Raw genomic sequence first — 24817 nt, forward strand, 5'->3', positions numbered from 1 at the left:
CCGCAAGCCCGGGGTCATCCCGTAGAACGCGCGCCCAATCGAACGGAGGAGTGCGCGATGCGGGAACATGCTGTGGTGATTGCCGGCGGAGGACCGACCGGGCTGATGCTGGCTTGCGAGCTGGCGTTGGCCGGCGTTGACGTTGCGATTGTCGAGCGGCGCGAGAATCCGGACCTGATCGGCGCGCGGGCAGGCGGTCTGCACGCACGCACCATCGAGGTGCTCGATCAGCGCGGCATCGGCGACCGCTTCGTCGCGCTGGGGACGCGGCATCCAGCGGTGCTGTTCCACTCCCATCTGGTTCCGCTGGGGATCAGCGACTTCCCGACCCGGCGCAATTTCACGCTGGGGCTGCGGCAGAACCATATCGAGAGCGTGCTTGGCGAATGGGCCGAGCAACTGGCGGTGCCGATCGAGCACGGGCGCGACGTGACCGGCTTCACGCAGGACGACGATGGCGTCGATGTGGCGCTGTCGGATGGCCAGGTGCTCCGGGCACGCTATCTGGTCGGCTGCGACGGCGGCCGCAGCATCGTCCGCAAGACGGCCGGCATCGAATTCGCCGGATGGGATCCGACCAGGAGCTGGCTGATCGCCGAGGCCGAGATGTCGGACGAACCGGAATGGGGCTTTCGCCAGGACGACGCCGGCATCTATGCCATCGGCAAGGTGGAAGACGGTGAACGGGTGCGGCTCGTGCTGACCGAGCGGCAACTCGGCACCGACAGAGAGCCGACCCTGCGCGACGTCAGCGAGCGGCTGGCCGCGGTATACGGCGCTGATTTCGGCATCCACAGCCCGGTCTGGATATCACGCTTCACCGACATGACCCGGCAGGCCATGACCTACCGCAAGCAGCGCGTGCTGCTGGCGGGCGATGCCGCCCACGTGCATCCGCCGATGGGCGGACAGGGTCTCAATATCGGCGTGCAGGACGCGGTGAACCTGGGCTGGAAGCTCGCCCAGGTGGTCAAGCTGACATCGCCGGACGGCCTGCTCGATAGCTATCAGGCCGAACGGCATCCCGTGGCGGCCCGCGTGCTGCGCAACACCATGGCCCACGTCGCGCTCAGCCGGACCGACGCGCGCAGCAAAGCGCTGCACGAGATCGTCTCCGAACTGCTGCGCATGGACGAGCCGCGCCGAAAATTCGCCGCGATGATGTCGGGCCTCGACCTGCACTACGATCTCGGCGACGGCCACCCGCTGCTCGGACGCCGCATGCCCGATCTCGATCTGGTGACGGCGAGCGGCCCGCTGCCGGTCTTCGCGCTGCTGCACGGCGCGCGGCCGGTGCTGCTCAACTTTGGCGAGCCCGGCAGCTTCGACATCACGGGATGGGCTGACCGGGTTCAGCTGGCCGACGCCGATTGCGCCGGCACGTTGGAGCTTCCCGCGCTCGGAACGGTTGCGGCGCCCGGCGCGGTGCTGGTCCGGCCCGACGGCTACGTGGCGTGGGTCGGAGACCGGAGCCAGTCGGGCCTCGCCGAGGCGCTGACCAAATGGTTCGGCGCGCCAGCTGCGTGACAAGATAGGGCCCCGGCGTTGGCAGCATCGGGACCGCGTCCCCTCTCCCGCTTGCGGGGGAGGGTTAGGGTGGGGGCTCTCTCCGCGTGTCACATCGTGGAGAGAGCCCCCACCCGCCGCGCTATGCGCGGCGACCTCCCCCGCAAGCGGGAGAGGTGAACCGAAACCGCGCCCCTACCCCGCCGGCTGGAACGAATCCGCGCGCGCCATTGCCCAGGCGTCGCGGAAGCGGGGATCCTGGGTGCCTTCAAGCAGTTCGCCCGGGCGCAGCGCCGGGTAAAGCTGTGCGAAGGTGCGGACGTCGGTGGTCGAGCTCCGCTGCGAGAAGTGGATCGGGCGCAGATCCTTGGTGTGCTCGAGGCCGGCGGCCGCGAGCAGCTCGGTCAGCGCGTGCAGGGTCGAGTGGTGGTAGTTGTACACGCGCTCGATCTTGTCGGGCACGTAGAGCGCGCGGTTGCGGATCGGGTCCTGCGACGTGACGCCGGTCGGGCAGCGATCGGTGTGGCAGCTCAGGGACTGGATGCAGCCGAGCGCGAACATGAAGCCGCGCGCCGAATTGCACCAGTCGGCCCCGATCGCCATCGCGCGCGCCAGGTCGAAAGCGGTCGCGATCTTGCCGGAGGCGCCGATCTTGATGCGGTCGCGCGCCCCGATGCCGATCAGCGCGTTGTGGACGAAACTGACGCCCTCGCGCATCGGCATGCCCAGATGGTCCATGAACTCGAGCGGCGCGGCGCCGGTGCCGCCTTCATTGCCGTCGACCACGATGAAGTCGGGATAGAGCCCGCTCTCCTTCATCGCCTTGCAAATCGCGAGGAATTCCCAGCGATGGCCGATGCACATCTTGAAGCCGGCCGGCTTGCCGCCGGACAGCTTGCGCATCTGCGCGATGAATTCCATCATCTGCAGCGGCGTCGAGAACGCCTTGTGATAGGCCGGCGAGATGCAGTCCTCGCCCATCGGCACGCCCCGGATCTTGGAAATCTCCTCGGAGACCTTCGCGGCCGGCAGCACGCCGCCATGGGCCGGGCTTGGCGCCCTGGCTGATCTTGAGCTCGACCATCTTGATCTGGTCGTCGCCCGCGACGCTTGCGAACAGCTCCGGATTGAAGGTGCCGTCGCGGTTGCGGCAGCCGAAATAGCCGGAGCCGACCTCCCAGATGATGTCGCCGCCCATCTCGCGGTGATAGGGGCTGACGCCGCCCTCGCCGGTGTCATGGGCGAAGCCGCCCTTCTTGGCGCCGGCATTCAGCGCCCGCACCGCGTTCGGGCTGAGTGCGCCGAAGCTCATCGCCGAGATGTTGAAGACCGAGGCCGAATACGGCTTGGTGCAGTCGGGGCCGCCGATGGTGATGCGGAATTTCTCGTCGGCACGCGGCTTCGGCGCCACCGAGTGGTGCATCCACTCATAGCCCTCGCGGTAGACATCCTCCTGGGTGCCGAACGGCCGCTTGTCGAGCACCGCCTTGGCGCGCTGATAGACCACCGCGCGGGTATCGCGGGAGAACGGCATGCCGTCCTTCTCGCTCTCGAAGAAATACTGCCGCATCTCCGGGCGGATTTCCTCGAGCAGGAAGCGGACATGCGCCGAGATCGGGTAGTTGCGGAGCACCGCATGGTTCTTCTGCGTCAGGTCGCGGATGCCGAGCAATGTCAGCGCGCCGAAGATCGCCAGCGGGACCACAACGATCTTGAAGACCTTGTGGTCGAAAATCCCGACCAGCAACAGAAGTGCAGTGACGACGGCGCAGATCGTCAGCACGATGAAGCGCGGCGAGAACGGAAGCAGCATCGTATCCATCAAATCCCTCCGGTCTGCCTTGAATACCCCGTCGGCCGTAAGCTAATCCAACTCGCGGAACAAGTGCACTACGGTTATACGGCCGAGCAGTCACAGATGTGACAACCGCCCGGATGGGCGGGTACGGCACCAGTCAAATTTAAACGAAATCGCCTTTTGCAGTGCAACGCAGTGGAGCTCCACAAAGACTGCGCCCCCTCTCCCGCTTGCGGGCAGGGCCCTTGCCAAAATATCGAAAACAACCCCATGCAAAGTAGCCGGCGGACACGGCAACTTGACTCGTCGGGCAAATCAGCGGCATTCTTCCATTATCCAGAAATCGTACAGACACCCCTCGCCCTGGCGGGCTATCGCGCTGCGCTTGCGGGGGCGATTCGCATCACATCTGGGAAAACCTTGGTGCGTTACTTCCCTGTGGCCATCCTTCGAGACGCCCGCCGTTGGCGGGCTCCTCAGGATGACGGGGTAATTGCTCAGCTTGCTCAGTGTCATCACACGCGCACGCGGGTGATCCAGTATTCCAGAGACGCCTCCGCTTGAATCGAGGAGCCGCGGCGTACTGGATCACCTGGTCGAGTGCCGGGCGATGACAGCGGTGGACGAGGATATACGTGTTGTTTCGTGCCTAAACTGTAGATCCTCATGGTGCGGAGCGCCGCTTGCGGCGCGTCTCGAATCACGAGGCCAAGCACCTGCGCGGCCGACGAAGACGCATATGCGATTGCCTGCGCTTGCGGGGGAGTGAGGAGAGTGCACTGTTCGCATCAATGGTCGTGCGGCCGCATTTCGTGGGGGATATGCCCCGCCTTCAGGCCGTCGCTGGCGAGCCACGCGTTGGTGGTGTCGAGAGCGCGGGCGATATGATCGGATGTCCGGGAGAAATCGTAGGGCGAACCGACCAGCGGGCAGAGCGGCGGCACCACGAAATACTCGACGTCGGGACCGATGTTCTCGAGCTCGTTGACGAGCTGCCGCGCGATCAGCAGCGTCAGCGCATGCAGCGCATTGGCGAGCGCGCCGACCGGTGGCGCCTGGTTGGCGCAGGCATATCCGGTCGGCAGCACGATCAGGCGCTTTGCCCCATGCTTCACGGCGACGCGGACCGGTGTGTTGCTGGAGATCGCGCCATCGGCGAGGAAATGATCGCGGTAGTGCACCGGCGTGAATGCGCCGGGGATCGCGGTCGATGCGACGATCGCCTCCGCGGTCGAGCCTTCCGACAGCACCACGCTGTCGCCGCTGATGATGTCCGTCGTGACGATGTGGATCGGGAGCCGCGCGTCCTCGAGATTACGGAACGGGATGTAATCCTCGATCAGCCTGCGGACCCCGTCATGCGGGATCAGGAAGTCGCGCCGCCACAGGAAGCCCACCAGTGTCCGCCAGGTGACCGGAAACACGTCCTGCCGGTTCAGGCCGCGCCAGATCTCGGCCAGCCGTGCCACGCCCGACACGGTCGGGTCGCCGGCATAGAACGCGCCGTTCAAGGCGCCGACGCTGGAGCCGACCACCATATCGGCGGCCACGCCATGCGCGGCCAGCGCCTGCAGCATGCCGACCTGGATCGCGCCAAAGCTGCCGCCGCCGGCGAACACAAAGGCGGTCTTCGGGGCATCCGGATCGGTGATGGACAAGGTGCTGCTCCCTGGGTCGCCGCGTTCAGGAAACGGCTGCGCGGCGTTGGCGGGATTTATAGCAGTCGGGGATTAGACGGCGCCACATACACAGATGTCGTCCTGGCGAAAGCCAGGACCAATAACCACAAATGAAAAAGGCTGGAGCCCGATGGGGCCCCAGCCTTTGTCCAATCAGCAACGGTGGTTGATGGTGTGGACGGCCCCCTACGGCATCAGTGTGCCAGAATGAGGTTGTTGTAAATCTCAGACAAGGAGACCGTCCGTGAGAGAGATTATCCGTATTGGGATGGATACGTCGAAGCATATTTTTGTGCTGCATGGAGTTGACGCGGCGGAACAGCCGGTGTTGCGCAAGAAGCTGTCGCGCAAGCAGGTGCTTGAGTTTTTTGCCAAGCTTCCGCCGACGGTGATCGGGATGGAGGCCTGCGGGGCGTCGCAATATTGGGCGCGCGAGCTTTCCAGGCTGGGCCATGAGGTGAAGCTGATGGCGCCGCAATTGGTTAAACCCTACGTGATGCGGAACAAGAATGACGGGCGTGATGCAGAAGGCCTGTGTGAGGCGATGAGCCGGCCGAGCATGCGCTTTGTTGGGGGGGTGGGGTGGGGGGGTGGGGGGTGTGTGCCGGTGAAGACGGCCGAGCAGCAGGCTGCGCTGATGCTGATGGGGGTCCGCGACGGACTGATCGCCCGGCGCACCCAATTGACCAACACGATCCGCGGCCATGCGGCGGAGTATGGCCTGATCGCGCCCAAGGGACTGGAGGCGATCGAACCACTGCTGGCGCGGATCGCGCAGGACGAGACGCTTCCCGCTCTGGCGCGCGAGCTGTTTGTCGTGCTGGGTCGGGAGTGCGTCAGGCTCGAGGGCGAGTTGGAGGTGGTTGAGGCCAGGCTGATGGCCTGGCACCGCGGCGATGCCACGGGCCGGCGCCTGGCTCAGATCCCCTCGGTCGGTCCGATCATTGCAACGATGCTGGTGATGAAGACACCTGATCCGGGCGCGTTCCGCTCCGGTCGTCACTTTGCGGCTTGGCTGGGATTGACACCCAAGGACCATTCCACCGCAGGCAAGACCAGGCTCGGCAAGATTACCCGGGCGGGCGATGAGGACCTGCGCCGTCTGCTGGTCGTCGGGGCCACGGCGGTGATCCAGCAGGCCAGGCGGGGGCGCAGTCATCACTCGCGCTGGCTGCTGGCGCTGATCAAGCGTAAGCCGCCGAAGCTTGCGGCCGTAGCGCTCGCCAACAAGGTGGCGCGCATCGTCTGGAAGCTGATGGTGACGGGTGAGAGTTATGACGCCGCACGGCTGAATGCCGCGACGACGGGTACCGCTTAACAGATTGGCCGGCTGGCGGGCTCGCTCGTCAGCCGACCCGGAGCTGCAAGAGCAGATGGAGCGATCGATCGAGCAACGATGCGAGACAATCCGTGGGACCCATCGGCCGTCAACAGGTCGCGTGGTTGTTTGGAACTCGCATCGCGCAAACCATCTTGGCCAGCGATCCATTCGATCGCACTCAACAGGCCGGACATATGGATGCAAGCGATCCGATCAATCCCAGAAAGCTCTTGTGCCACGGGGGCCGTCCACATATGGGTCCCGGCTCGCGCTTCGCTTGCGCCGGGACGACAACTAGCGCTCGACGAACGCCTTCTCGATCACGAAGTGACCGGGGGTGTTGCCGCTGCCTTCCTTGAAGCCGCGGGTCTCGAACAGCTGCTTCAGCTCTTCCAGCATCGCGGGGCTGCCGCACATCATGATGCGGTCGGTCTCGATGTCGAGCGGACCCTGATGCAGGTCGGCAAACAGCTGATTCGACGTGATCAGGTCGGTGATGCGGCCGCGGTTGCGGAACGGCTCGCGCGTCACGGTCGGATAGTAGAAGAGCTTCTCGGACAGCAGCGGCCCGAACAGTTCGTCGTCGCGCAGCTTGGCGACCAGCTCCTCGCCATAGGCGAGCTCGGAGACCTGGCGGCAGCCATGCACCAGCAGGATCTGATCGTAGCGATCGTAGACCTCGGGGTCCTTGATCAGGCTCGCGAACGGCGCAAGGCCGGTGCCGGTCGACAGCAGCATCAGCCGCTTGCCGGGGATCAAATTGTCGGTGATCAGCGTGCCGCGTCGCCTTGCGGCCGACCAGGATGGTGTCGCCCTCGCGGATCTTCTGCAGCTTGGAGGTGAGCGGGCCGTCCTGCACCTTGATCGAGAAGAACTCGAGCTCTTCCTCGTGATTGGCGCTCGCCATCGAATAGGCGCGCAGCAGCGGCCGGCCATCGACCTCGAGGCCGATCATGGCAAACTGGCCATTCTGGAAGCGGAAACCGGAATCGCGGGTGGCTCGGAAGCTGAAAAGCGTGTCGGTCCAGTGCTGAACAGAAAGAACTTTCTCTCGATAGAACGCGCTCATGGGTTTTCGTTTTCTCGACTGATCAGATTTAGAATGATTTGATTTCTAGACTGCTCGCGACGGCGCTGAAGTGGCCGAAATCATTGAAGATCTCGCGTGTCCATTGCGCCAATGCATGAGATAGTCAAGATCAACTGGCGTGCAATTGCGATCTCAGAATGGCAGTCGTTCGATTTCGCGCAGAGGTTCAGCCACGACATCGTTAACATGTGGTGCTGCAGGTAATTTACTTGCCGAGATCGGCACCGATCTGGCAATTAATTGCTACGAAAACCGCGGTGAAGGGAAAATGATCTCGTGGTCCTGATCAGCCAGCGAATCTTCCTGGAAACCATCAAAAAATATTGTTTGGCGCGCTCCATTGCCGTCGAGGTGCGGTCCGGCGGCTGGCTGGTCATCATGACCAAGGGCGACGCGCGGCGGCTTGCGATCGGCTACGACATCGGGCTGAACAGCGCGGTCGCGCATCAGGTCGCCAACGACAAATCGGCCTGCGCCGAAGTGCTGGCATCGGCCGGCATGTCGGCCATTCCGCACAGCCTGTTTCTCGGCAGCAAGCTCAGCAAGCACATCCCCGGATCGGACTCGCTGGATGCGATGTTGCTTCTGCTCGCGCAGCATCCGCACGGCCTCGTCGTCAAGCCCAATGAGGGGACCTCCGGCGAGCTCGTCTTCCGCGTGACGACACGAACGCAGCTGGAGACGGCGGTCGCCCGCATCCTCGCTGCGCATCCGAGCCTTGCGATCTCGCCTTATGCCGAGATCAAGGACGAGGTGCGCGTCGTGCTGCTCGATGATCGCGCGCTGATCGTCTACCGCAAGACACGGCCGTCGGTGGTCGGCGACGGCGTCCACTCGCTGCGCGCGCTGGCGCAGGCGACCGCGACGGCAGAACAGCTGAAGGCCCTCCCCGAGGACTTCGATGCCGCCGCGCTCGACGCCGTTCCGCCGGCCGGCGAACGGCTTCTGCTCAACTGGCGGCACAATCTCGATGCCGGCGCCGAGCCGGTGCTGCTCACCGATGTTGCGACACGCGACGATTGCGTCGCGCTCGCGATCGAGGCCGCGCAAGCCGTCGGCATCCGCTTCGCCTCCATCGACGTCGTGCACGTTGATGGCGCGTGGCAGGTGCTTGAAGTGAATTCCGGCGTGAAGATGGAGACGCTGGGCCGCCGCCATCCGGCGCTGGTCGAGGCGGCGTATCACGCGGCGCTATAATTTAAATCGACGCCGTGTTCGCCTAAGCAGCGTGCCACGCGCTTCCCTTGAGCGCCCGATCAGTCTCGCGGGTGCTCTTTCTCATAGCCGGCGACGATCAGTTCCGATTGCTCGACCTGTGCCGTGAGACGGTCGATCTCGGCCTGCGTCTCCGGAAACACGTCAGCGCCTGCCAAATTTCCGGATTGCAACTCCGCGAGCAGTTCACGATTCTTCGTGATCTGCTCGCGGTGCCAATCGATTTCGGGATCGTCTTGCATAGATCTATGTCTTTATTGGACAGGGCTTACGACGCCAGTTCGCGCAGCAACGCGGCTGGATAAACCGGTTTGGCAAAAAATTTGACGCCGTCAGGCAGATCGCTGGGCGGCGCCAGACCCGAGATCACGAGCACGCGCACGCGTGGGTCGCAATCGAGGGCCAATTGTGCGAGTTCGATGCCGTTCATTCTGCCCGTGAGCTTGATATCGGTGACCAGCAGCGACGGGTGACGCATCTTGACGGCCAGCGCTGCCGTCTCGGCATCTTCGCACTGGATGACGTCGAAGCGGCCCTCTTTCAACAACAGCGCAATCATGTCGCGCTGGATCGTGTCGTCTTCGACCACAATTGCGGTCTGGTGAATTGACCTCGCGTAGCCCATGGCAACCTCCAAACGGTCAACCCCAGTGTCAATGACTGAGGACGCTTATTGTTCTGGTTCCAGGCTCGATAACCGGCAGGTTCCGGCGGACGTTTGCAAGTTCCGAGCGGAACAACATTCGAGGTTGCCGCGTCATTGATGAGCGACGAGCCAGATGGTTCGGGCCTGGGGAAAGGAAGTCTTGCCAGGAGGCAAAGCTGATGAAGAACGCTGAACGGCCGGATCAGGATTTTTCTGAACCCTACAAAGCCGACGCGGCGGCTGGCCCGCCCAGCTATCTATCGTCTCGACGACGGGTCGAAGACCCGGTCCCGGATGCCAATGACACGCGGCATCAGGCGATGGAGCGAGAGACGACCGGTTCGCCTGGCAATCCCCTTGGCGCTCGCCTGCCGCACGACATCGTTTCCGAGATGGAAGCGGAGCTCAAGCAGCAGGTCGATCGGCTTGTCGCGGAGCGACACTAGCCGGTGAAGCGACGAGTTCGCAGACTTCAACAGCGGAATCTCGCCTGCCGATGATACTCCTGAGATCGCGGTGTGGAAACTCGAAGCAAGATCCCCGCCGGATCGATGGAGTTTTGATGAGAGCGATCCTTGGACGCGCGATCTTCCAGGTCATGGTTGTTCTGGCGGCGGTCGGCATCGTTGCCATCGCTTCCATGGCGGTCCACGGCGGCTACGCGCGTGCGGCAGTACAGCTTGCCGCAAAATTCTCGCCGCCATTTTGATTCATTCAGCGGCTTGCTCATCCCGCCCAAGGGAGTACGCTGATGCGCATTAATCGATCCGGATACAGATTATGCGCAAACTTGTTTTGAGCTTCCTTGCAATCATGGCGTTCGTCGCTGCCTTCAATCCTCCGGCCGCCAACGCCGTGTTCTGGCGCGGCGTCACCGCCCCGACGAACATCGACATCCACGGATATCCGATCATCAAGGAGCCGCCGCCGAGCACATGCCAGTTGATCCATGTGAACGGATTCTGGGTCCGGCAGTGCCTGGATTTGTCGCATCGCTATTGGCGATGAACGAAGTTGCGGTTCGTCGGCACGGTTCGGGACCGCTTGGAAAGCCGCGCGCGTTGCGCAAGACCCCTCACCCGGATTGCGTCTGCAACGCAATCCGGCCTCTCCCGCAAGGAGAGAGGCCGGACTTCGAGGCTAGTTCGCTCCGCCCGCCGAATCGTCGAGCGCCTTGAAGGCGTCTTCGAGCTGCGGTGAGAGCGCCACGTTGAGCTTCTCGCCGGTCGGCAGGCGGGCGACGAACCACTTGTTGTAGAGCGGGATGATGTCGCGGTTCGAGGCGAGCTTGCGGAAGGCACGCTCGACCACGTCCTTCATCTGCGGCTCGCCCTTGCGGTACATGATGCCGTAGGGATCGTAGGACAGATAGTCACCGGTGACGCGGAACTTGTCCTGCGACTTGTGCCGCGCAATCAGGCCGTAAAGCAGGATGTCGTCGGTCGCGAACGCATCCGCCTTGCCGTCCACCAGCATCTGGTAGGACTGCTCATGGTCGCCGGCGGTCACGATGTTGAGGCCGAGCTGTTGCTTGGCGTCGGCATTGTGCATCGCCTGCTCGTTGGTGGTGCCCTTGGTCACCACCACCGTCTTGCCCTTCAAGTCGGCGACCTGGTTGACGCCGGAGGCCTTCGGCACCATCAGCTTGGTGCCGGCCACGAACATCAGCGGCGAGAACGCGACCTGCTTGCCGCGCTCGGCATTCGCCGTGGTCGATCCGCATTCGAGATCGATCTTCTTGTCGACGACCGCCGGAATGCGGTCGTCGGAGGTGACCTTGACGTAGTCGACCTTGAGGTTGGCGTCGTCGACCTCGGCCGCGATCTCGTCAACGATCGCATCGCACAGCTCGAGGCTGTAGCCGATCGGCCGGTTGGAGTGATCGAGGAACGAGAACGGCGGCGAGCTTTCGCGATAGCCGATCCGCACCGCGTGCGTGGCCTTGATGTTGGCGAGCGTGGGGCTGAGCCCCTCGCCCGCCGGCTGTGCGGACACCGGTCCGATCAGCAGGCTTGCCGCCAGCAGGCATGCCGACAGCAGGCATGTCGACAGTAGAGGCGCCTCAGCCCGTATCGGCCTCCAGCGGGCGCGATGCATGCATCCCTCCCGTCAATGACCGGCCATCACGGCGCCGGGCACCGCATCCTGCGGCACCGCGTCGTCGGGCCCGAGTTCGTGCTCGGCCTTCAGCTCGCCCTCCCACTTCGCGACCACGGCGGTGGCCAGCGAGTTGCCGATCACGTTGGTGGCGCTGCGGCCCATGTCGAGGAAGGTGTCGATGCCCATGATCATCAACAGTCCCGCCTCGGGGATGCCGAACTGGCCGAGCGTCGAGGCGATCACGACGAGGGAGGCGCGCGGCACGCCGGCGACCCCCTTCGAGGTGATCATCAGTGTCGCCAGCATCGCGAATTGCGTGCCGAGCGACATCTCGATGTGGTAGGTCTGCGCGATGAAGATGCTCGCGAAGGTGCAGTACATCATCGTGCCGTCGAGATTGAAGGAGTAGCCGAGCGGCAGCACGAAGGCCGAGATCCGCGAGGAGGCGCCGAACCTGTTCAACCCCTCCAGCGTCTTCGGGTAGGCCGCCTCCGAGGAGGCGGTCGAGAACGCGATCATCAGCGGCTCGCGGATCAGCCGCAGCAGATGGCTGTAACGCGGTCCGATCACGATGAAGCCGACGATGACCAGGATGCCCCACAGGATCAGCAGCGACAGGTAGAAGCCGCCCATGAAGACGATCAGCTTCCAGAGCACGCCGAGGCCGTTCTTCGAGACGGTCGCCATGATGGCGGCCCACACCGCGATCGGTGCGAACAGCATCACATAGCCGGTGACCTTGAAGCATGATGTGGGCGAGATCGTCGATCAGGCTCATGATCGGCTTGGCGCGCTCAGGCATGGCGCCGAGCGCCACCGCGAAGAACACCGCGAACACGACGATCTGCAGGATCTCGTTCTGCGCCATCGCATCCGCGATCGAGGTCGGGATCAGATGGGTCAGGAATTTCTCGATCGAGAAGGCCGAGACCGGCAGGCCGGTCGACTGGGCCTTGTCGGGCAGCGTGCCGGGGAAATTGGCGCCGGGCTGCAACAGGTTGACCATCACGAGGCCGAGCAGCAGCGAGACAAAGGAGGCGGAGACGAACCAGCCCATGGTCTTGGCAAAGATGCGCCCGAGCTTGGCGCCGCTTCCCATATGGGCGATGCCGCCGACGAGGGTCGCGAACACGAGTGGCGCGATGATCATCTTGATCAGGCGCAGGAACAGCATTGCGATCAGGTTGACGTCGGCTGCGATCTCGGCACGGCTGTCAGGAAAGTAGTTGAAGACGATCGTTCCCATTGCGATGCCAAGGACCATCGCAAGCAGGATGTATTGCGTAAACCTGTTCGACATTCTCTTACCCCCGTAAGTTCCCGGCGAAGGGCAAGTGTGGCAGATTTACGCAGCTACGCAACACGCTTCGCGCCACGCGGGACTTTGCCGATCTGTTCCCGTTGTGGAATGCCAGCGCTGGGACTAGAGCCTTTTCCGTTCCGATGAATCGGAACGGGGCTCCAGATTCATGTTTTGACGCATTTTCTTTACGCGAACCGGTTTCCACTTCGCTCGAAAATGCTCTAGCGTTCATGCAGCGCACAATCTGTGCAACACGCTGCGCGCGTCGCAGTCAAACTGCATGCGAAACGACCAACGCGAGGGGAGACACCGCCAATGAACGACACCGTCAATCGCCAGATCCTGCTTGTTGAAAAGCCGACCGGCAAGCTTGGCCCCGAGCATTTTCGCCTGACCAAGGGCGCGGTCCCCGCGCCGAAGGATGGCGAGGCGCTGGTGCGGACGCGCTACATCTCGCTCGACGCCGCCAACCGCGCCTGGATGCACGGCGCCACCTATCGCGCTGCGGTGGAAGCCAACACCGTGATGGCCGGCGGCAGCATCGCCGAAGTGGTGTCGTCGAATGACCCCGGCCTGAAGCCGGGCGATATCGTGTTCGGCGACACCGGCTGGCAGGACTATGCCGCCGTGCCCACCAAGCACCTGGCCAGGATGCCGAAGCTCGAGCCGATGACGCATCTGCTCAGCGTCTATGGCATTGCCGGCCTGACCGCCTATTTCGGCCTGCTCCATGTCGGCAAGCCGAAGGAAGGCGAGACCGTGGTGGTGTCGGCGGCCGCCGGCTCGGTCGGCTCGATCGTCGGCCAGATCGCCAAGATCAAGGGCTGCCGCGTGGTCGGCATTGCCGGCGGCAAGGACAAGTGCCACTGGCTGACCTCCGAACTCGGCTTCGACGCCGCGGTCGATTACAAGGACGGCGCCACCTACAAGGCGCTGCGCGCAGCGGCGCCCAAGGGCATCGACGTCTATTTCGACAATGTCGGCGGCGACATCCTGGAGGCCTGCCTGGCCCAGATGAACAATCGCGGCCGGATCGCCTGCTGCGGCGCGATCTCGCAATATGACGGCGTGCCCTCCGCGCACGGCCCGCGCGGCGTGCCCGGCCTGATCGTGGTGAAGCGGCTGATCATGCAAGGCTTCATCGTGATGGACTACATGGACCAGCGCGATGCCGCGCTCGCCGACCTGCAATCCTGGGTCTCCTCGGGCAAGCTCAAGGTCCAGGAAGACGTCATCGACGGCATCGAGAACACGCCGCAGGCGCTGATCGGCCTGCTCGCCGGCGAAAACCGCGGCAAGCGCATGGTGAGGGTGTAGCCCGGAGCACGGTGCGGAGGGTGGGCTAAGCGAAGCGTAACCCACCATCTTCCGTGCCGCGAACGGTGGGTTACGCCTTCGGATAACCCACCCCTTGCTATCAATCCCGTCATCCTGAGGTGCGCGCTCTTGCGCGCCTCGAAGGGTGCACGGCCCGGACGCCGCCGCGCAGAGAGAGTCGGGCCGTTCGCCCTTCGAGGCTCGCTCCGCTCGCACCTCAGGGTGACGGGGAAAGACTTGAGCGTGGAGCGCGCGGCTCTAATGCACCGTGCCCGGCGCCTGCGGTGCGGCTTGCGGCGTGGCCGCCTTGCCTTTCTTCGCCTTGCGCCAGTTCTCGAAATTCTGAACCACGACGAAGAACGCCGGCACGAACAGCACCGCGAGGCAGGTTGAGGCGATCATCCCGGAGAACACCGTGATGCCGATCGATTTGCGGGCGTTGGCGCCGGCGCCGGTCGCGATCACCAGCGGCAGCACGCCGAGGATGAAGGCGAACGACGTCATCAGGATCGGCCGGAACCGGGCGCGCGCCGCGTCGATCGCCGACTCCAGCACCGGCTTGCCGTCGCGCACATGGTGCTCGAGCGCCACCTCGACGATCAGGATCGCGTTCTTGGCCGACAGCGCGATCAGCAGGATGGTGCCGATCTGGGTGTAGAGGTTGTTCTCGATCCGAAGCAATGTCAGCACCAGCATGGGCCCGAGCAGCGACAGCGGCACCGCCAGGATCACCGAGATCGGCGCGTACCAGCTCTCATATTGTCCGGCGAGCACGAGATAGACCAGCAGCAGCGCCAGCGCGAACACGAGGTAGATCTGGCTGCCGACCTCCTTCTCCTGGTACGACATCGCCGTCCACTCATAGCCGGTCCCGGGCGGCAGCGTCTTCGCGGCGATCTCCTCCATCAGCGTCATCGACTGGCCGGAGCTGTAGCCCTGCGACGGCAGGCCGATGATGGTCGCGGACGGATAGAGGTTATAGAGACTGATCAGCGACGGCCCGACCGACGGCGTGATCTTCGCCACGGTGCCGAGCGGGATCATGTCGCCATTGCTGTTGCGCACCATCATGTTCTCGATGTCGCGCAGCGTCAGGCGGTATTGCGCATCGGCCTGGGTGTAGACCTGGAAGGTGCGGCCGAACTTGGTGAACTGGTTGACGTAGCTCGCGCCGAGATAGGACGACAGCGTCGAGAAGATCTGATCGGTGGTGACGTGCAGCGTCTCGGTCTTGACGCGGTCGACCTGGACGTCGAACTGCGGCACCATCGAGCGGAACGACGACTGCACCCGCTGCAGCGCGCTTTGCGTCTGCGCATTGCTGACGACAGCGCCGGTGACCGCCTGCAGCTTGCCGTAATCGGCGTTGCCGTCACGGAGCTGCACCTGCATGGCAAAGCCGGCGGCATTGCCGATGCCCTGGATCGGCGGCGGCGGGATCACCAGGATCCGCGCCTCCGGAATCACCGCAAGCTTGTCGTTGAGGCCGTAGACCAGCGAGCGCAGATCCTCGCCGGGCCCGCGCGAGCCCCAATCCTTCAGGATCACATAGGCGACGCCGGCATTGGCGAGGCTCGACGAGTTGTCGAGCGCGGAGATGCCGGCGATGGCGACCACCTGCTCGACACCCGGCGTCTTGCGGGCGATGTCGGTGACCTGATCGAGTACCCGCTGGGTGCGATCGATCGCGGCGCCGTCGGGTAATTGCACCGCGGCCAGCAGGTAACCCTGGTCCTCGATCGGAATGAAGCCGGTCGGCACCCGTGACAATCCGTAGCCGGCAATTCCGATCAGGATCAGCGCGACGAGGACCGAGGTCTTGGCGTGACCGGCGATGCTGCCGATCGTCCGCGTGTAGCCCCGCTCCACCCGGTCATAGACCGCGTTGAAGCCGCGGTAGAAGACATTGCGCTGCTCCGGCGGCACCGGCCGTCGCAGCCACAGCGCGCATTGCGTCGGCTTCAAGGTCGCAGCATTGACGGCGCTGAGCAGCGCGGTTGCTGCGATCACCAGGGCGAATTGCGCGTACATCCGGCCGGTCAGCCCCGGCAGGAAGGCCGCCGGCAGGAACACCGAGATCAGCACCAGCGTGATGCCGACGATCGGCGCGAACAATTCGTCCACTCGCCTTGATCGCGGCATCGTGCCCGGACATGCCGCGCTCGATATTGTGCGCGGCCCCTTCGACCACCACGATGGCGTCATCGACCACGATGCCGATCGCCAGCACGATCGCAAACAGCGTCGAGAGATTGATGGTGAAGCCGAGCGCGGCCATCGCCGCGAACGCGCCGATGATGGTGACCGGCACCGTGGTCGCAGGCACCAGCATCGCCCGCCAGTCCTGCAGGAACACCAGGATCACGACCAGCACCAGCAGGCCGGCCTCGATCAGCGTCCGGTAGACCTCGTCGATCGAGGCCTGGACGAATTTGGTGGTGTCGAACGGCGTGTCGTATTTGATGTCCTGCGGGAACTGTTTGGCGAGCTGCGCCACCTTCTTCTGCACTTCCTTCTCGACCTGCAGCGCGTTGGCACCCGGCGACAGGAATACGCCGATGCCGGTGGCCGGCTTCTGGTTGAGCGAGAACACCTGGCTGTAGGTCTGCGCCCCGAGCTCGACCGAGCCGAGATCGCGGACGCGGATGACGTCGCCGACATTGCCCGTCTTGACGATGATGTTCTCGAACTGGCTCGCATCGTCGAGCCGGCCGTTGACGTTCAGCGTGTACTGGAACACATGCCCCTGCGGCGCGGGCGGCGCGCCGACCTGACCTGCGGTGACCTGCTGGCTCTGCTGCTGGATCGCCTGGATGACGTCCTGCGGCATCAGTCCACGCGCCTGCAGCTTGTTCGGATCGAGCCACACCCGCATCGAATACTGCCCGGCGCCGAACACGGTGACGTTGCCGACGCCCGGCAGACGCGACAGCTCGTCGCGAATGTTGATGGTGGCATAGTTCGACAGGAACAGGCTGTCGTAGGTCTTGTTCGGCGAGGTCAGTGTCACGAACAGCAGGATCGAGGTCGACCGCTTCTGCACCGTGACGCCCTGGTTCTGCACCGCGGTCGGCAGTTGCGACAGTGCCGAGGAGACGCGGTTCTGCACCAGCACCTGCGCGAAGTTGAGGTCGGTGCCGATCTTGAAGGTCACCGTCAGCGTGTAGGTGCCGTCGGCGCCGCTGTAGGACTGCATGTAGAGCATGTCCTCGACGCCGTTGACCTGCTGCTCGATCGGCAGCGCTACGGTGTCGATCACGGTTTTTGCCGACGCGCCGGGATAGCGCGTCGTCACCTGGACCGTCGGCGGCACCACATCGGGATATTGCGCGACCGCGAGATTGAACAGCGCGACGCCGCCGATCAGGATCATCAGGATCGCGATGACGTTGGAAAGGACCGGTCGCTCGATGAAGAATTTCGAGATCATGGCGCGCCCCTCACTTGGCCGGTGCCGGCGTCGCGTCGCCCTTCTGCATCTGCGGATCGACCTTCTGCCCCGGGATCGCGCGCAGCAATCCGGCGGTCACGACGCGGTCGTCCGCCTTCAGCCCGCTCTCGATGACGCGCAAGCCCTCATCGAGCGGACCGGTCGCCACCTTGCGCTGCTCGACCACATTGTCCGCATTGACGACCAGCACGTAGCGGCCGCCCTGGTCGCTACCGATCGCAACGTCAGGCACCAGCAGCGCATTGTCCTGCTTATCGATCGGCACGCGAACGCGGACATAGAAGCCGGGCAGCAGCACGCGATCCGGATTGGGCACCAGGCCGCGAACGGCAAGCGTACCGGTCGACTGACTGACGGTGGGCGAGAGATAATCGAGCTTGCCCTTGTGTGGATAGCCGGTCTCGGTCTGCAACCCGACCTCGATCGGCAACTGCCTGATCTCGGCGGTCGTCATGCCGCGGCGGCGCGCTTCGTCGCGGACACGCTGCACGTCCTGCTCGTTGACATTGAAATTCACGTAGATCGGGTCGAGCTGCACGATGGTGGCAAGCTGTGTCGGCGACGCGACGCCGACCAGTTCGCCGACCGAGACCAGATGGTTGCTGACGATGCCGTCGAACGGTGCGGCCACATTGGTGTAGCCGTAATTGACCGCTGCGATCTTGGTGTTGACCTGGGCCTGCTGCAGATTGGCCTGGGCGTTGTCCCGGGTCGAGGTCGAGGTATCGAGTGTCGCTTGCGAGACCGCCTGCCGCTGCACCAGGTCCGCTTGCCGCTTGAAGTCGGCCTCGGCCTGCTTGAGCGTCGCCTGCGCGCCCACTTCCGCGGCCTGCGCCTGCTCCAGCTTCAGCTTGTAGGTCTCGGGCTCGATCGTGAACAGGGTGGTCCCCTCCTTCACCGGCGAGCCGTCCTGATAGTTGATCGACTGCAGAAAGCCTTGCACGCGCGCGACCAGATCGACGGTCTTGATCGGCGCGGTGTTTCCGGTGGCGTCCAGGTAGCGCGTGATGGCGCGCTGCACCGGCGGCGCGACTTCGACCTTGGGCGGCGGCGGCGCAACAAAACTGTTTTGCTCGCAGGCACTTAAACTGACAACGGCCGCTACGGCGAAGGCGATGCGCGGAAGCGGCGCATTTCGCAGCCGCACAAAATCGCTCTGACTGAAATGTGCCGACGCGCGCGCATGCCTCATTTCCGAGCCTCAGTCCGAATGACCTAATTCAAAGATGTCGAAGCGAGCAAAAAATTCAGCCGGCTTCTTCCATAGCAACAATCCGCTTGCAGCGGAACTCGAAAGCGAAAATGATGCCGCTCGCGAAGGTTGTTAGAGCAAAATTATTTCAGACTCAGTTCAGTTGAGCCGGAGGCTTCCGGCGCGACGAGAGGATTTATTCAAATGATCAACGCGTTGACACGTGCAACGAGGCTCTTCGCATGGCTTGCGCTTGCGGCACTGATGAGCACCGCACCAGCCTTGTCGCAGGCGCCGACCCAGGCGCAGCGCGACGCCATCAAGTCGCAATGCCGCAACGATTACATCGCACACTGCTCCAGCGTGCCGCCCGGCGGCGAAGCGTCACTGCAATGCCTGCAGAAAAACATGGCAAGCCTCGGACCTGGCTGCGCCAGCGCCGTGAAGGCCGCGGAAGCACCGGCCGCTGCTCCCGCAGCAGCCAAGACCGACGCGGCTCCGGCGGCGACGGCGGCCAAGCCCGCAGAGACGGCGGCACCGAAGGCCGCGGCTGCAAAGCCAAGCAGCGCACAGATCTCCGCGATCCGCAGCGCCTGCCGCTCCGATTATCCCAAGGTCTGTGCGGGCGTGCCGACCGGCGGTGCGCCGGCGCTGCAGTGCCTCGAGAAGAACAAGGAGAAGCTTTCGCCGGCCTGCGAGAAGGCCGTGGCGGCCGCCGGCGGCGGTGGCGCCGCGGGTGCCACGACAATTGCAGCACCGGCCGCGGCTCCAGCGGCCGCGCCGGCGGTGATCGCGTTGCGGCCGCTGCGGCCGCGCGAAGAGATTTTCGTGCTGCGTTCGGCCTGCGGCGCCGACGTCCGCTCGATCTGCGGCGGCGTGCAGCCGGGCGGCGGGCGGATCGTGCAGTGCCTGGCGACCAATGCCGGCTCGCTGTCGCCGGCGTGCCGCGATGTGCTGGCGCCGTTCGCGGCGCGGTGATCCTGTTGTCACGCGACCGATCGGAGAAGGGAGCAATCGATGCTGCGTCTTGTCCTGACCGCCGTTCTGCTTTGCGGCTCAACCGCCGTCTACGCCCAGGAGCTGACATCAGCGCAACGCGACGCCTGCATGGGCGACTATCAGAAGTTCTGCAAAAGCGTGACGCCCGGCGGCGGGCGCATCATTGCCTGTCTTGCCAAGGAGAGCGACAAGCTGACGCCCGCCTGCAAGAAGGTGCTGGCAGAAGCGGAAAAGAAATAGTCGCGCAGGCGGTGAGACGATAGGTGCCCGGCGATTTGCCGGGCACGGAGCCGCAGCACCTTGTTGTCACAAACAGGCCAACCAACCTCACTCCGGGAGAGATCGCGAACGAAGTGGAATCGAATACGGAACGATTCTGCCCGTTCCTTCGGAACAACCGAATTTTTTGCCATATGCGATTGCCCTGCCCGCAAGCGGGAGAGGTGCAGCCAGACTGCCGCCATCCCGCCTCATCCTAACGCCGTCCTGCTACTGGCCCAGCCGCGCATTTTCCCTCTGGCGTTCCCGCCAGAGGGCGATTAGTCTGGACCAAATTGTAAGTACACTGTCAATCTGGGAGGCAGACGTTGCGGATCGCCGTGATCGGCGGAGGGCCCGGCGGGCTCTATTTCGCCTATCTCTGGAAGAAGCGTCATCCTGACGCCGAGATCGATCTGTTCGAGCAGAACGCCGCCGGCGCCACCTGGGGCTTCGGCGTGGTGTTCTCCGAGCAGGCGCTGGAGTTCCTGCGCGCCGACGATCCCGAGACGGTCGACGCCATCACCCCGCGGATGGAGAGCTGGAAGAACATCACGCTCAATTTGCGCGGCGAGAGCGTCGAGATCGACGGCGTCGGGTTCTCCTCGATCGGCCGGCTGGCGCTGCTGACGATCCTGCAAGAGCGCGTGCGCAGCACTGGCGTCACGCCGCGCTTCGACACCATTGTGCAATCGGTCGACCAGCTCAGGGGTTACGACCTGATCGTCGCCGCCGACGGGTTGAACTCGATGGTCCGCCGCGATTTTGAGGCCGCGTTCGGCGCGTCGGTCTCGCATTCGACCAACAAATTCGCCTGGTACGGCACCACCAAGACCTTCGCGACGTTGTCGCAGACCTTCGTGGCGACCGAGCGCGGCAACTTCAACGCCCATCACTATCGCTATGCAAAGGACATGAGCACCTTCCTGGTCGAGTGCGACGCGGCGACCTGGGCGGCCTATGGCTTTGCCGACAAGACGATCGAGGAATCGCAGGCGATCTGCGAACAGGTGTTCGCCGCGACCTTGGACGGTCACAAGCTGATCTCGAACAAATCGGTGTGGCGCAATTTCCCATGGATCTGGAACGAGCGCTGGTCGCACGGCAACATGGTGCTGATCGGTGACGCGCTGCATTCCGCGCATTTCTCGATCGGCTCGGGCACCCGGCTCGCGATCGAGGATGCGATCGCGCTGACCAAGGCGCTGGAGACCGAAAGCCGCATCGCCGCTGCGCTTGCCCGCTACGAGGCCGAGCGCAAGCCGATCGTGAAGAAGCTCGTCACTGCGGCGCGGACCAGCGCCGACTGGTACGAGCATTTCCCCGCGCATATGAAGCGCGACCCGATGGATTTCGCCTACAGCTACATCACCCGCTCCGGCCGGATCGACGATGCGCGGTTGCGCGCGATGTCGCCGGCCTTCATGGCCCGTTTTGAGGCCGCAAAGGGACGCTCATGACTGGGATCGCCGACCTGGTTCCGCAGGACAATCCCGGTGCACGCGAGATCGGCTTCACGATCCCCGAACGCTACAATGCGAGCCGCATCCTGTTCGACAATCTCGGCAACGGCAACGCCGAACGCCTGGCGCTGACTGGTCCCGCCGGCACGCGGACCTATCGCGAGCTGTGCACTGACGCAGCGCGCTGGGGCCACGCATTTCAATCGCTCGGGCTGCAACGCGGCGACCGCGTGCTGCTGTTCCTCGACGACACGCCGGCCTATCCGGCGGCCTTCTTCGGTGCGGTGCGCGCCGGTTTCGTGCCGCTGCTCATCAACACGCTGACGACGCCGGAGCTGCTACAATTCTATCTGTCCGACGCCGGCGCGCAGGTCGCCGTCACCGATGCGGAGTTCTGTTCGCGCTTCAACGTCGAGGCCTGCAAGGACACGCCGCTGCGCACGTTGATCGTGGTCAATGGCGCCGCCGGCGATCATGCGGTTGCCGAGGCGCGCAACGCCGGCGAATGGCTGCAAGAATTTCCAGGCGAGCTCGACGAGGCCGACACCCACCGCAACGAGATGGCGTTCTGGATGTATTCCTCGGGCTCGACCGGCCGCCCCAAGGGCATCGTGCATCTGCAGCACGACATGGCCTATAGCGAGCGCGCCTTTGCCCGCAGTGTGCTGAAGCTCGAGCCCGGAGACATCTGCTTCTCGGTGCCGAAGATCTTCTTCGCCTATGGCTTCGGCAATTCGATCACGTTTCCCTTCTCGGTCGGCGCCGCGACGCTGCTGCTGCCGGGCCAGCCGAAGCCGGCCGCGATCTTCGCCGCCATCGCGCAGTACCGGCCGACCGTGTTCTTCGGCCTGCCGACGCTCTACATTACCCTGACCAAGGCCGAAGGCGCCGAGCAAGCCGACTTCTCCTCGCTGCGGATGGCGGTCTCGGCCGCCGAGGTGCTGTCGGCCGACGTGTTCAACGGCTGGAAGCGGCTCACCGGGCTCGAGATCATCGAAGGGCTCGGCTCGACCGAGGTGCTGCACGTCTATCTCAGTAACCGCGCGGAGCAGAAGAAGCTCGGCGCCGCGGGCCTGCGCGTGCCCGGCTACGAGATCATGCTGCGCGACAGCGACGGCCGCGAGGTCGGCGACAATGAGGAAGGCATCCTGTGGGTGCGCGGCGATTCCGCGACGCCGCTGTACTGGAACCGGCCGGACAAGACCGCCGAGACCGTGCGCGAGGGCGGCTGGATCTACACCGGCGACCGTTTTGTGCGCGACAGCGACGGCTTCCACTTCTTCCGCGGCCGCGCCGACGATCTGATCAAGATCTCCGGCCAGTGGGTCTATCCGCTGGAGGTCGAGCTGTGCCTTGCCGATCACCCTGACGTCCGCGAATGCGCCGTCTACGCCGCCGAATTGCCTGACCGCCGCATGACGCTGCGCGCCGTGGTGGTGATGAACAAGGCCGGCTTCGACACCAATGAGGCGACGCGACGGCTGCAGGACTACGTCAAGGCAAAGCTGTTGCCGTACAAATATCCGCGCGAGGTAAAATTCATCGACGAGCTGCCGAAGACCGGCACCGGCAAGATTGATCGCCAGGCGGTGATGCGGATGTGATGGGCCGGTCGATGGACGCGACCACCGCAAATTCGGTGTCGTCCTGGCGAAAGCCAGGACCCATAACCACAAATGCCTATTGTTGCACTGGGCTGTGGCCCCAGCTTTTAACCTCATAAACAGTGGTGCTTATGGGTCCCGGATCGCGCTTCGCTTGTCCGGGACGACGGAGAATGCGGCCGCCACCCATCTTCCCTAACTGCCGGCAGCGCCCAGCCCCGTCCCGCCATACAGCCACGCGATATCGTCGCACCACTCGGCTTGCGACTTCGCGCTCATGATCGCGTTGCGGATGCGGGCGTGGTCGCCGGCGGGATGGTAGACGTGCTCGCCGATCGCGCGTGACATCAGCTGCACGCGCGCCGTGCGCGGGAAGCGTTGCGCGCGGTAGGCGTCGAGCGCTGCCGGCTGATCATCATGACTGGCCAGCATGTGCGACAGGCAGACCGCGTCCTCCATCGCCTGACAGGCGCCCTGCGCGAAATATTGCAGCATCGGATGCGCGGCGTCGCCGAGCAGCACCACGCGGCCGTCGATCCAGCGCTCGGTGGGGTCGCGGTCGCACAGCACCCAGAGCTTCCAGTTGGTGCCGTGGCGGATGATGTCCTGTGCCCGCTCATGGACGTGGATAAAGCCCCTCATCACTTCATCCTCGGAGACCGGCTTGCCCGCGACCGGCTCCGGCGCATCGTTGTGATAGGTGACGACGAGGTTGAACACCTTCCAGCCCGAGAGCGGATAATGCACGATGTGGCATTTCGGGCCGGCCCACAACGTGGCCGCGTTCCAGCGCAGATCCTCCGGCATCTGCTCGGTCGGGATCACGGAGCGATAGGTAGTGTGGCCGGAGACGCGCGGCGGGCCATCCGCCGTCACCTGCTTGCGGATGTTGGACCACAACCCGTCGGCGCCGATCAGCAAGCGTCCGGTGATGCGCTCGCCACTGGCGAGCTTTGCGGTCACCGACGAACCGTCCTGCTCGTAACCTATCACCTCGCTGGACACGCGCAGTTCGATCAGCTCATGGTTATGGCACGCGCGCAGGAACACACCATGCAGATCACCGCGATGCACGACGGCATAGGGATTGCCGAACCGCGTGCGGAAGGCGTCGCCGAGATCGATATGGGTAATCTCATCGGCGGTCAGCGCATCCATCAGCCGGAGCTGGTCGATATAGACCGCCATGTTGCGCGCGGCTTCGCCGACGCCGAGATAGTCGAAGGCGTGGAACGCGTTCGGCCCAAGCTGGATGCCGGCGCCGATCTCGCCGAGCGCGGCGGCCTTCTCCAAGAGGATCGAGCGGATGCCCTTCTGCGCGAGGCCGAGCGCCACGGCGAGGCCGCCGATGCCGCCGCCCGCGATCAGGACAGGTCTCGTCTCAGCCATCAGCCCGACCTCCCCAGATGTTCGAGCGCATCCTCGGCGCGCAGCGGCACGCGCGACGCCTCGTTGTTGAGGTCGACAAGTTGGGTCAAGAGCGAGAGAAGCGTCTTGCGATCGGCCGGCTTCAGCGGCTGCAGCATCCGCGCCTGTGCCTTGTCGACCGAGGGCATGATGTCGTTGAGCACGGAAGCGCCGGCCTTGGTGAGGTAGAGCAGCTTGACGCGCTTGTCCTCCGGCGCCGGCTTGCGCACGACGTATTCCTTGGCTTGCAAGCGCTCGATCACATTGCCGAGCGTCGAGCGGTCGAACGCGATCACCGCCGAGAGCCGGGTGGCGTCGATGCCGGGGTGGGTCGAGATCGTGACCAGCGCGGCGTATTGCACCGGCGTCAGGTCGAACGCCTTGCATTCCTCGATGAACAACGCGACCGCAATCTGCTGCATGCGCCGGAACAGGTAGCCGGGCGCGGTGTAGACCGCGTCCATGGTG

General features: G+C 64.3%; 18 protein-coding genes and 4 pseudogenes. 11 read left to right on the top strand and 11 right to left on the bottom strand.

Translation table 11 applies throughout. The features are described 5' to 3' along the window. Positions 1-57: 57 nt before the first annotated feature. Complete coding sequence (locus tag ACVWW1_RS27835; RefSeq protein WP_456658119.1) at positions 58-1527, top strand: FAD-dependent monooxygenase; 1470 nt, start codon at positions 58-60, stop codon at positions 1525-1527. A gap of 174 nt (positions 1528-1701) precedes the next feature. Here ACVWW1_RS27835 and ACVWW1_RS27840 read toward each other — a convergent pair. Then, positions 1702-3328: pseudogene (locus ACVWW1_RS27840) on the bottom strand (FMN-binding glutamate synthase family protein). Positions 3329-4092: 764 nt separating this feature from the next. Beyond that, positions 4093-4962, bottom strand: coding sequence for a patatin-like phospholipase family protein (locus ACVWW1_RS27845; protein WP_456658120.1), 870 nt, complete (start codon positions 4960-4962; stop codon positions 4093-4095). A gap of 265 nt (positions 4963-5227) precedes the next feature. Between ACVWW1_RS27845 and ACVWW1_RS27850 the strand changes: the two genes are divergently transcribed. Then, positions 5228-6301: an IS110 family RNA-guided transposase gene (locus ACVWW1_RS27850; protein WP_456658121.1), complete on the top strand. Its 1074-nt coding sequence runs from the start codon at positions 5228-5230 to the stop codon at positions 6299-6301. Positions 6302-6598: 297 nt separating this feature from the next. Here ACVWW1_RS27850 and ACVWW1_RS27855 read toward each other — a convergent pair. Then, positions 6599-7373, bottom strand: a pseudogene (locus ACVWW1_RS27855) (ferredoxin--NADP reductase). A gap of 297 nt (positions 7374-7670) precedes the next feature. On the opposite strand from ACVWW1_RS27855, the gene ACVWW1_RS27860 reads away from it, so the two are divergent. Continuing rightward, complete coding sequence (locus tag ACVWW1_RS27860; RefSeq protein WP_456658122.1) at positions 7671-8591, top strand: ATP-grasp domain-containing protein; 921 nt, start codon at positions 7671-7673, stop codon at positions 8589-8591. Between the two features lie 59 nt (positions 8592-8650). Here ACVWW1_RS27860 and ACVWW1_RS27865 read toward each other — a convergent pair whose 3' ends face one another. Together ACVWW1_RS27865 and ACVWW1_RS27870 are read right to left on the bottom strand one after the other, a co-directional pair. Continuing rightward, on the bottom strand, positions 8651-8851 hold the full coding sequence (locus tag ACVWW1_RS27865; protein WP_456658123.1) for a hypothetical protein: 201 nt from the start codon (positions 8849-8851) through the stop codon (positions 8651-8653). A 26-nt stretch (positions 8852-8877) separates the two neighbouring features. After that, positions 8878-9234 (bottom strand): response regulator, encoded by a 357-nt coding sequence (locus ACVWW1_RS27870; RefSeq protein WP_456658124.1) that lies wholly within the window; start codon positions 9232-9234, stop codon positions 8878-8880. A 200-nt stretch (positions 9235-9434) separates the two neighbouring features. Here ACVWW1_RS27870 and ACVWW1_RS27875 point away from each other — a divergent pair, with 200 nt between their 5' ends. From ACVWW1_RS27875 to ACVWW1_RS27885, 3 genes are all read left to right on the top strand, one after another. After that, positions 9435-9701, top strand: a complete 267-nt coding sequence (locus tag ACVWW1_RS27875; protein WP_456658125.1) for a hypothetical protein — start codon at positions 9435-9437, stop codon at positions 9699-9701. Between the two features lie 116 nt (positions 9702-9817). Continuing rightward, a complete protein-coding gene (locus ACVWW1_RS27880) occupies positions 9818-9964 on the top strand; it encodes a hypothetical protein (RefSeq protein WP_456658126.1) in 147 nt (48 codons plus the stop codon). 71 nt (positions 9965-10035) lie between these two features. Further along, the gene (locus tag ACVWW1_RS27885) at positions 10036-10263 is read left to right on the top strand and encodes a hypothetical protein (RefSeq protein WP_456658127.1); all 228 of its coding nucleotides are present in this window, start codon (positions 10036-10038) and stop codon (positions 10261-10263) included. 132 nt (positions 10264-10395) lie between these two features. Here ACVWW1_RS27885 and ACVWW1_RS27890 read toward each other — a convergent pair whose 3' ends face one another. After that, a complete protein-coding gene (locus tag ACVWW1_RS27890) occupies positions 10396-11352 on the bottom strand; it encodes an amino acid ABC transporter substrate-binding protein (RefSeq protein ID WP_456658128.1) in 957 nt (318 codons plus the stop codon). A 12-nt stretch (positions 11353-11364) separates the two neighbouring features. Beyond that, a pseudogene (locus ACVWW1_RS27895) lies at positions 11365-12655 on the bottom strand (dicarboxylate/amino acid:cation symporter). Between the two features lie 318 nt (positions 12656-12973). Here ACVWW1_RS27895 and ACVWW1_RS27900 point away from each other — a divergent pair. After that, positions 12974-13975, top strand: a complete 1002-nt coding sequence (locus ACVWW1_RS27900; RefSeq protein WP_456658129.1) for an NADP-dependent oxidoreductase — start codon at positions 12974-12976, stop codon at positions 13973-13975. Between the two features lie 258 nt (positions 13976-14233). On the opposite strand, the pseudogene ACVWW1_RS27905 reads toward ACVWW1_RS27900, so the two are convergent. Both ACVWW1_RS27905 and ACVWW1_RS27910 read right to left on the bottom strand, forming a co-directional pair. Beyond that, a pseudogene (locus tag ACVWW1_RS27905) lies at positions 14234-17405 on the bottom strand (efflux RND transporter permease subunit). A 10-nt stretch (positions 17406-17415) separates the two neighbouring features. Next, positions 17416-18573, bottom strand: a complete 1158-nt coding sequence (locus ACVWW1_RS27910; protein WP_456658130.1) for an efflux RND transporter periplasmic adaptor subunit — start codon at positions 18571-18573, stop codon at positions 17416-17418. 249 nt (positions 18574-18822) lie between these two features. Between ACVWW1_RS27910 and ACVWW1_RS27915 the strand changes: the two genes are divergently transcribed. From ACVWW1_RS27915 to ACVWW1_RS27930, 4 genes are all read left to right on the top strand, one after another. Further along, on the top strand, positions 18823-19596 hold the full coding sequence (locus tag ACVWW1_RS27915) for a cysteine rich repeat-containing protein (RefSeq protein WP_456658131.1): 774 nt from the start codon (positions 18823-18825) through the stop codon (positions 19594-19596). Between the two features lie 39 nt (positions 19597-19635). Then, positions 19636-19857 carry a cysteine rich repeat-containing protein gene (locus ACVWW1_RS27920; RefSeq protein ID WP_456658132.1) on the top strand — a complete coding sequence of 74 codons (222 nt, stop codon included), beginning with the start codon at positions 19636-19638 and terminating at the stop codon, positions 19855-19857. A 347-nt stretch (positions 19858-20204) separates the two neighbouring features. Further along, positions 20205-21335, top strand: coding sequence for an FAD-dependent monooxygenase (locus tag ACVWW1_RS27925; protein WP_456658133.1), 1131 nt, complete (start codon positions 20205-20207; stop codon positions 21333-21335). Beyond that, entirely contained in the window at positions 21332-22942 is a 1611-nt protein-coding gene (locus tag ACVWW1_RS27930) for a benzoate-CoA ligase family protein (RefSeq protein WP_456658134.1), read from the top strand. Before ACVWW1_RS27925 ends, ACVWW1_RS27930 begins: the two co-directional genes overlap by 4 nt. 195 nt (positions 22943-23137) lie before the next feature. On the opposite strand, the gene ACVWW1_RS27935 is transcribed toward ACVWW1_RS27930, so the two are convergent. Beyond that, positions 23138-24331, bottom strand: coding sequence for a 3-hydroxybenzoate 6-monooxygenase (locus ACVWW1_RS27935; protein WP_456658135.1), 1194 nt, complete (start codon positions 24329-24331; stop codon positions 23138-23140). Then, on the bottom strand, positions 24331-24813 hold the full coding sequence (locus tag ACVWW1_RS27940) for a MarR family winged helix-turn-helix transcriptional regulator (RefSeq protein ID WP_456658136.1): 483 nt from the start codon (positions 24811-24813) through the stop codon (positions 24331-24333). The genes ACVWW1_RS27935 and ACVWW1_RS27940 overlap by 1 nt, the downstream gene beginning before the upstream one ends. Positions 24814-24817: the final 4 nt, after the last annotated feature.

The sequence above is a fragment of the Bradyrhizobium sp. JR3.5 genome (assembly GCF_054057015.1).

Excerpts from the sequence above, each read along its gene's own strand:
- ACVWW1_RS27885 (WP_456658127.1), top strand. The coding sequence starts at position 10,036 with ATGCGCAAACTTGTTTTGAGCTTCCTTGCAATCATGGCGTTCGTCGCT.
- ACVWW1_RS27935 (WP_456658135.1), bottom strand. The coding sequence starts at position 24,331 with ATGGCTGAGACGAGACCTGTCCTGATCGCGGGCGGCGGCATCGGCGGC.
- ACVWW1_RS27930 (WP_456658134.1), top strand. The coding sequence starts at position 21,332 with ATGACTGGGATCGCCGACCTGGTTCCGCAGGACAATCCCGGTGCACGC.
- ACVWW1_RS27900 (WP_456658129.1), top strand. The coding sequence starts at position 12,974 with ATGAACGACACCGTCAATCGCCAGATCCTGCTTGTTGAAAAGCCGACC.
- ACVWW1_RS27865 (WP_456658123.1), bottom strand. The coding sequence starts at position 8,851 with ATGCAAGACGATCCCGAAATCGATTGGCACCGCGAGCAGATCACGAAG.
- ACVWW1_RS27940 (WP_456658136.1), bottom strand. The coding sequence starts at position 24,813 with ATGGACGCGGTCTACACCGCGCCCGGCTACCTGTTCCGGCGCATGCAG.
- ACVWW1_RS27920 (WP_456658132.1), top strand. The coding sequence starts at position 19,636 with ATGCTGCGTCTTGTCCTGACCGCCGTTCTGCTTTGCGGCTCAACCGCC.
- ACVWW1_RS27875 (WP_456658125.1), top strand. The coding sequence starts at position 9,435 with ATGAAGAACGCTGAACGGCCGGATCAGGATTTTTCTGAACCCTACAAA.
- ACVWW1_RS27835 (WP_456658119.1), top strand. The coding sequence starts at position 58 with ATGCGGGAACATGCTGTGGTGATTGCCGGCGGAGGACCGACCGGGCTG.
- ACVWW1_RS27870 (WP_456658124.1), bottom strand. The coding sequence starts at position 9,234 with ATGGGCTACGCGAGGTCAATTCACCAGACCGCAATTGTGGTCGAAGAC.
- ACVWW1_RS27880 (WP_456658126.1), top strand. The coding sequence starts at position 9,818 with ATGAGAGCGATCCTTGGACGCGCGATCTTCCAGGTCATGGTTGTTCTG.
- ACVWW1_RS27915 (WP_456658131.1), top strand. The coding sequence starts at position 18,823 with ATGATCAACGCGTTGACACGTGCAACGAGGCTCTTCGCATGGCTTGCG.
- ACVWW1_RS27890 (WP_456658128.1), bottom strand. The coding sequence starts at position 11,352 with ATGCATCGCGCCCGCTGGAGGCCGATACGGGCTGAGGCGCCTCTACTG.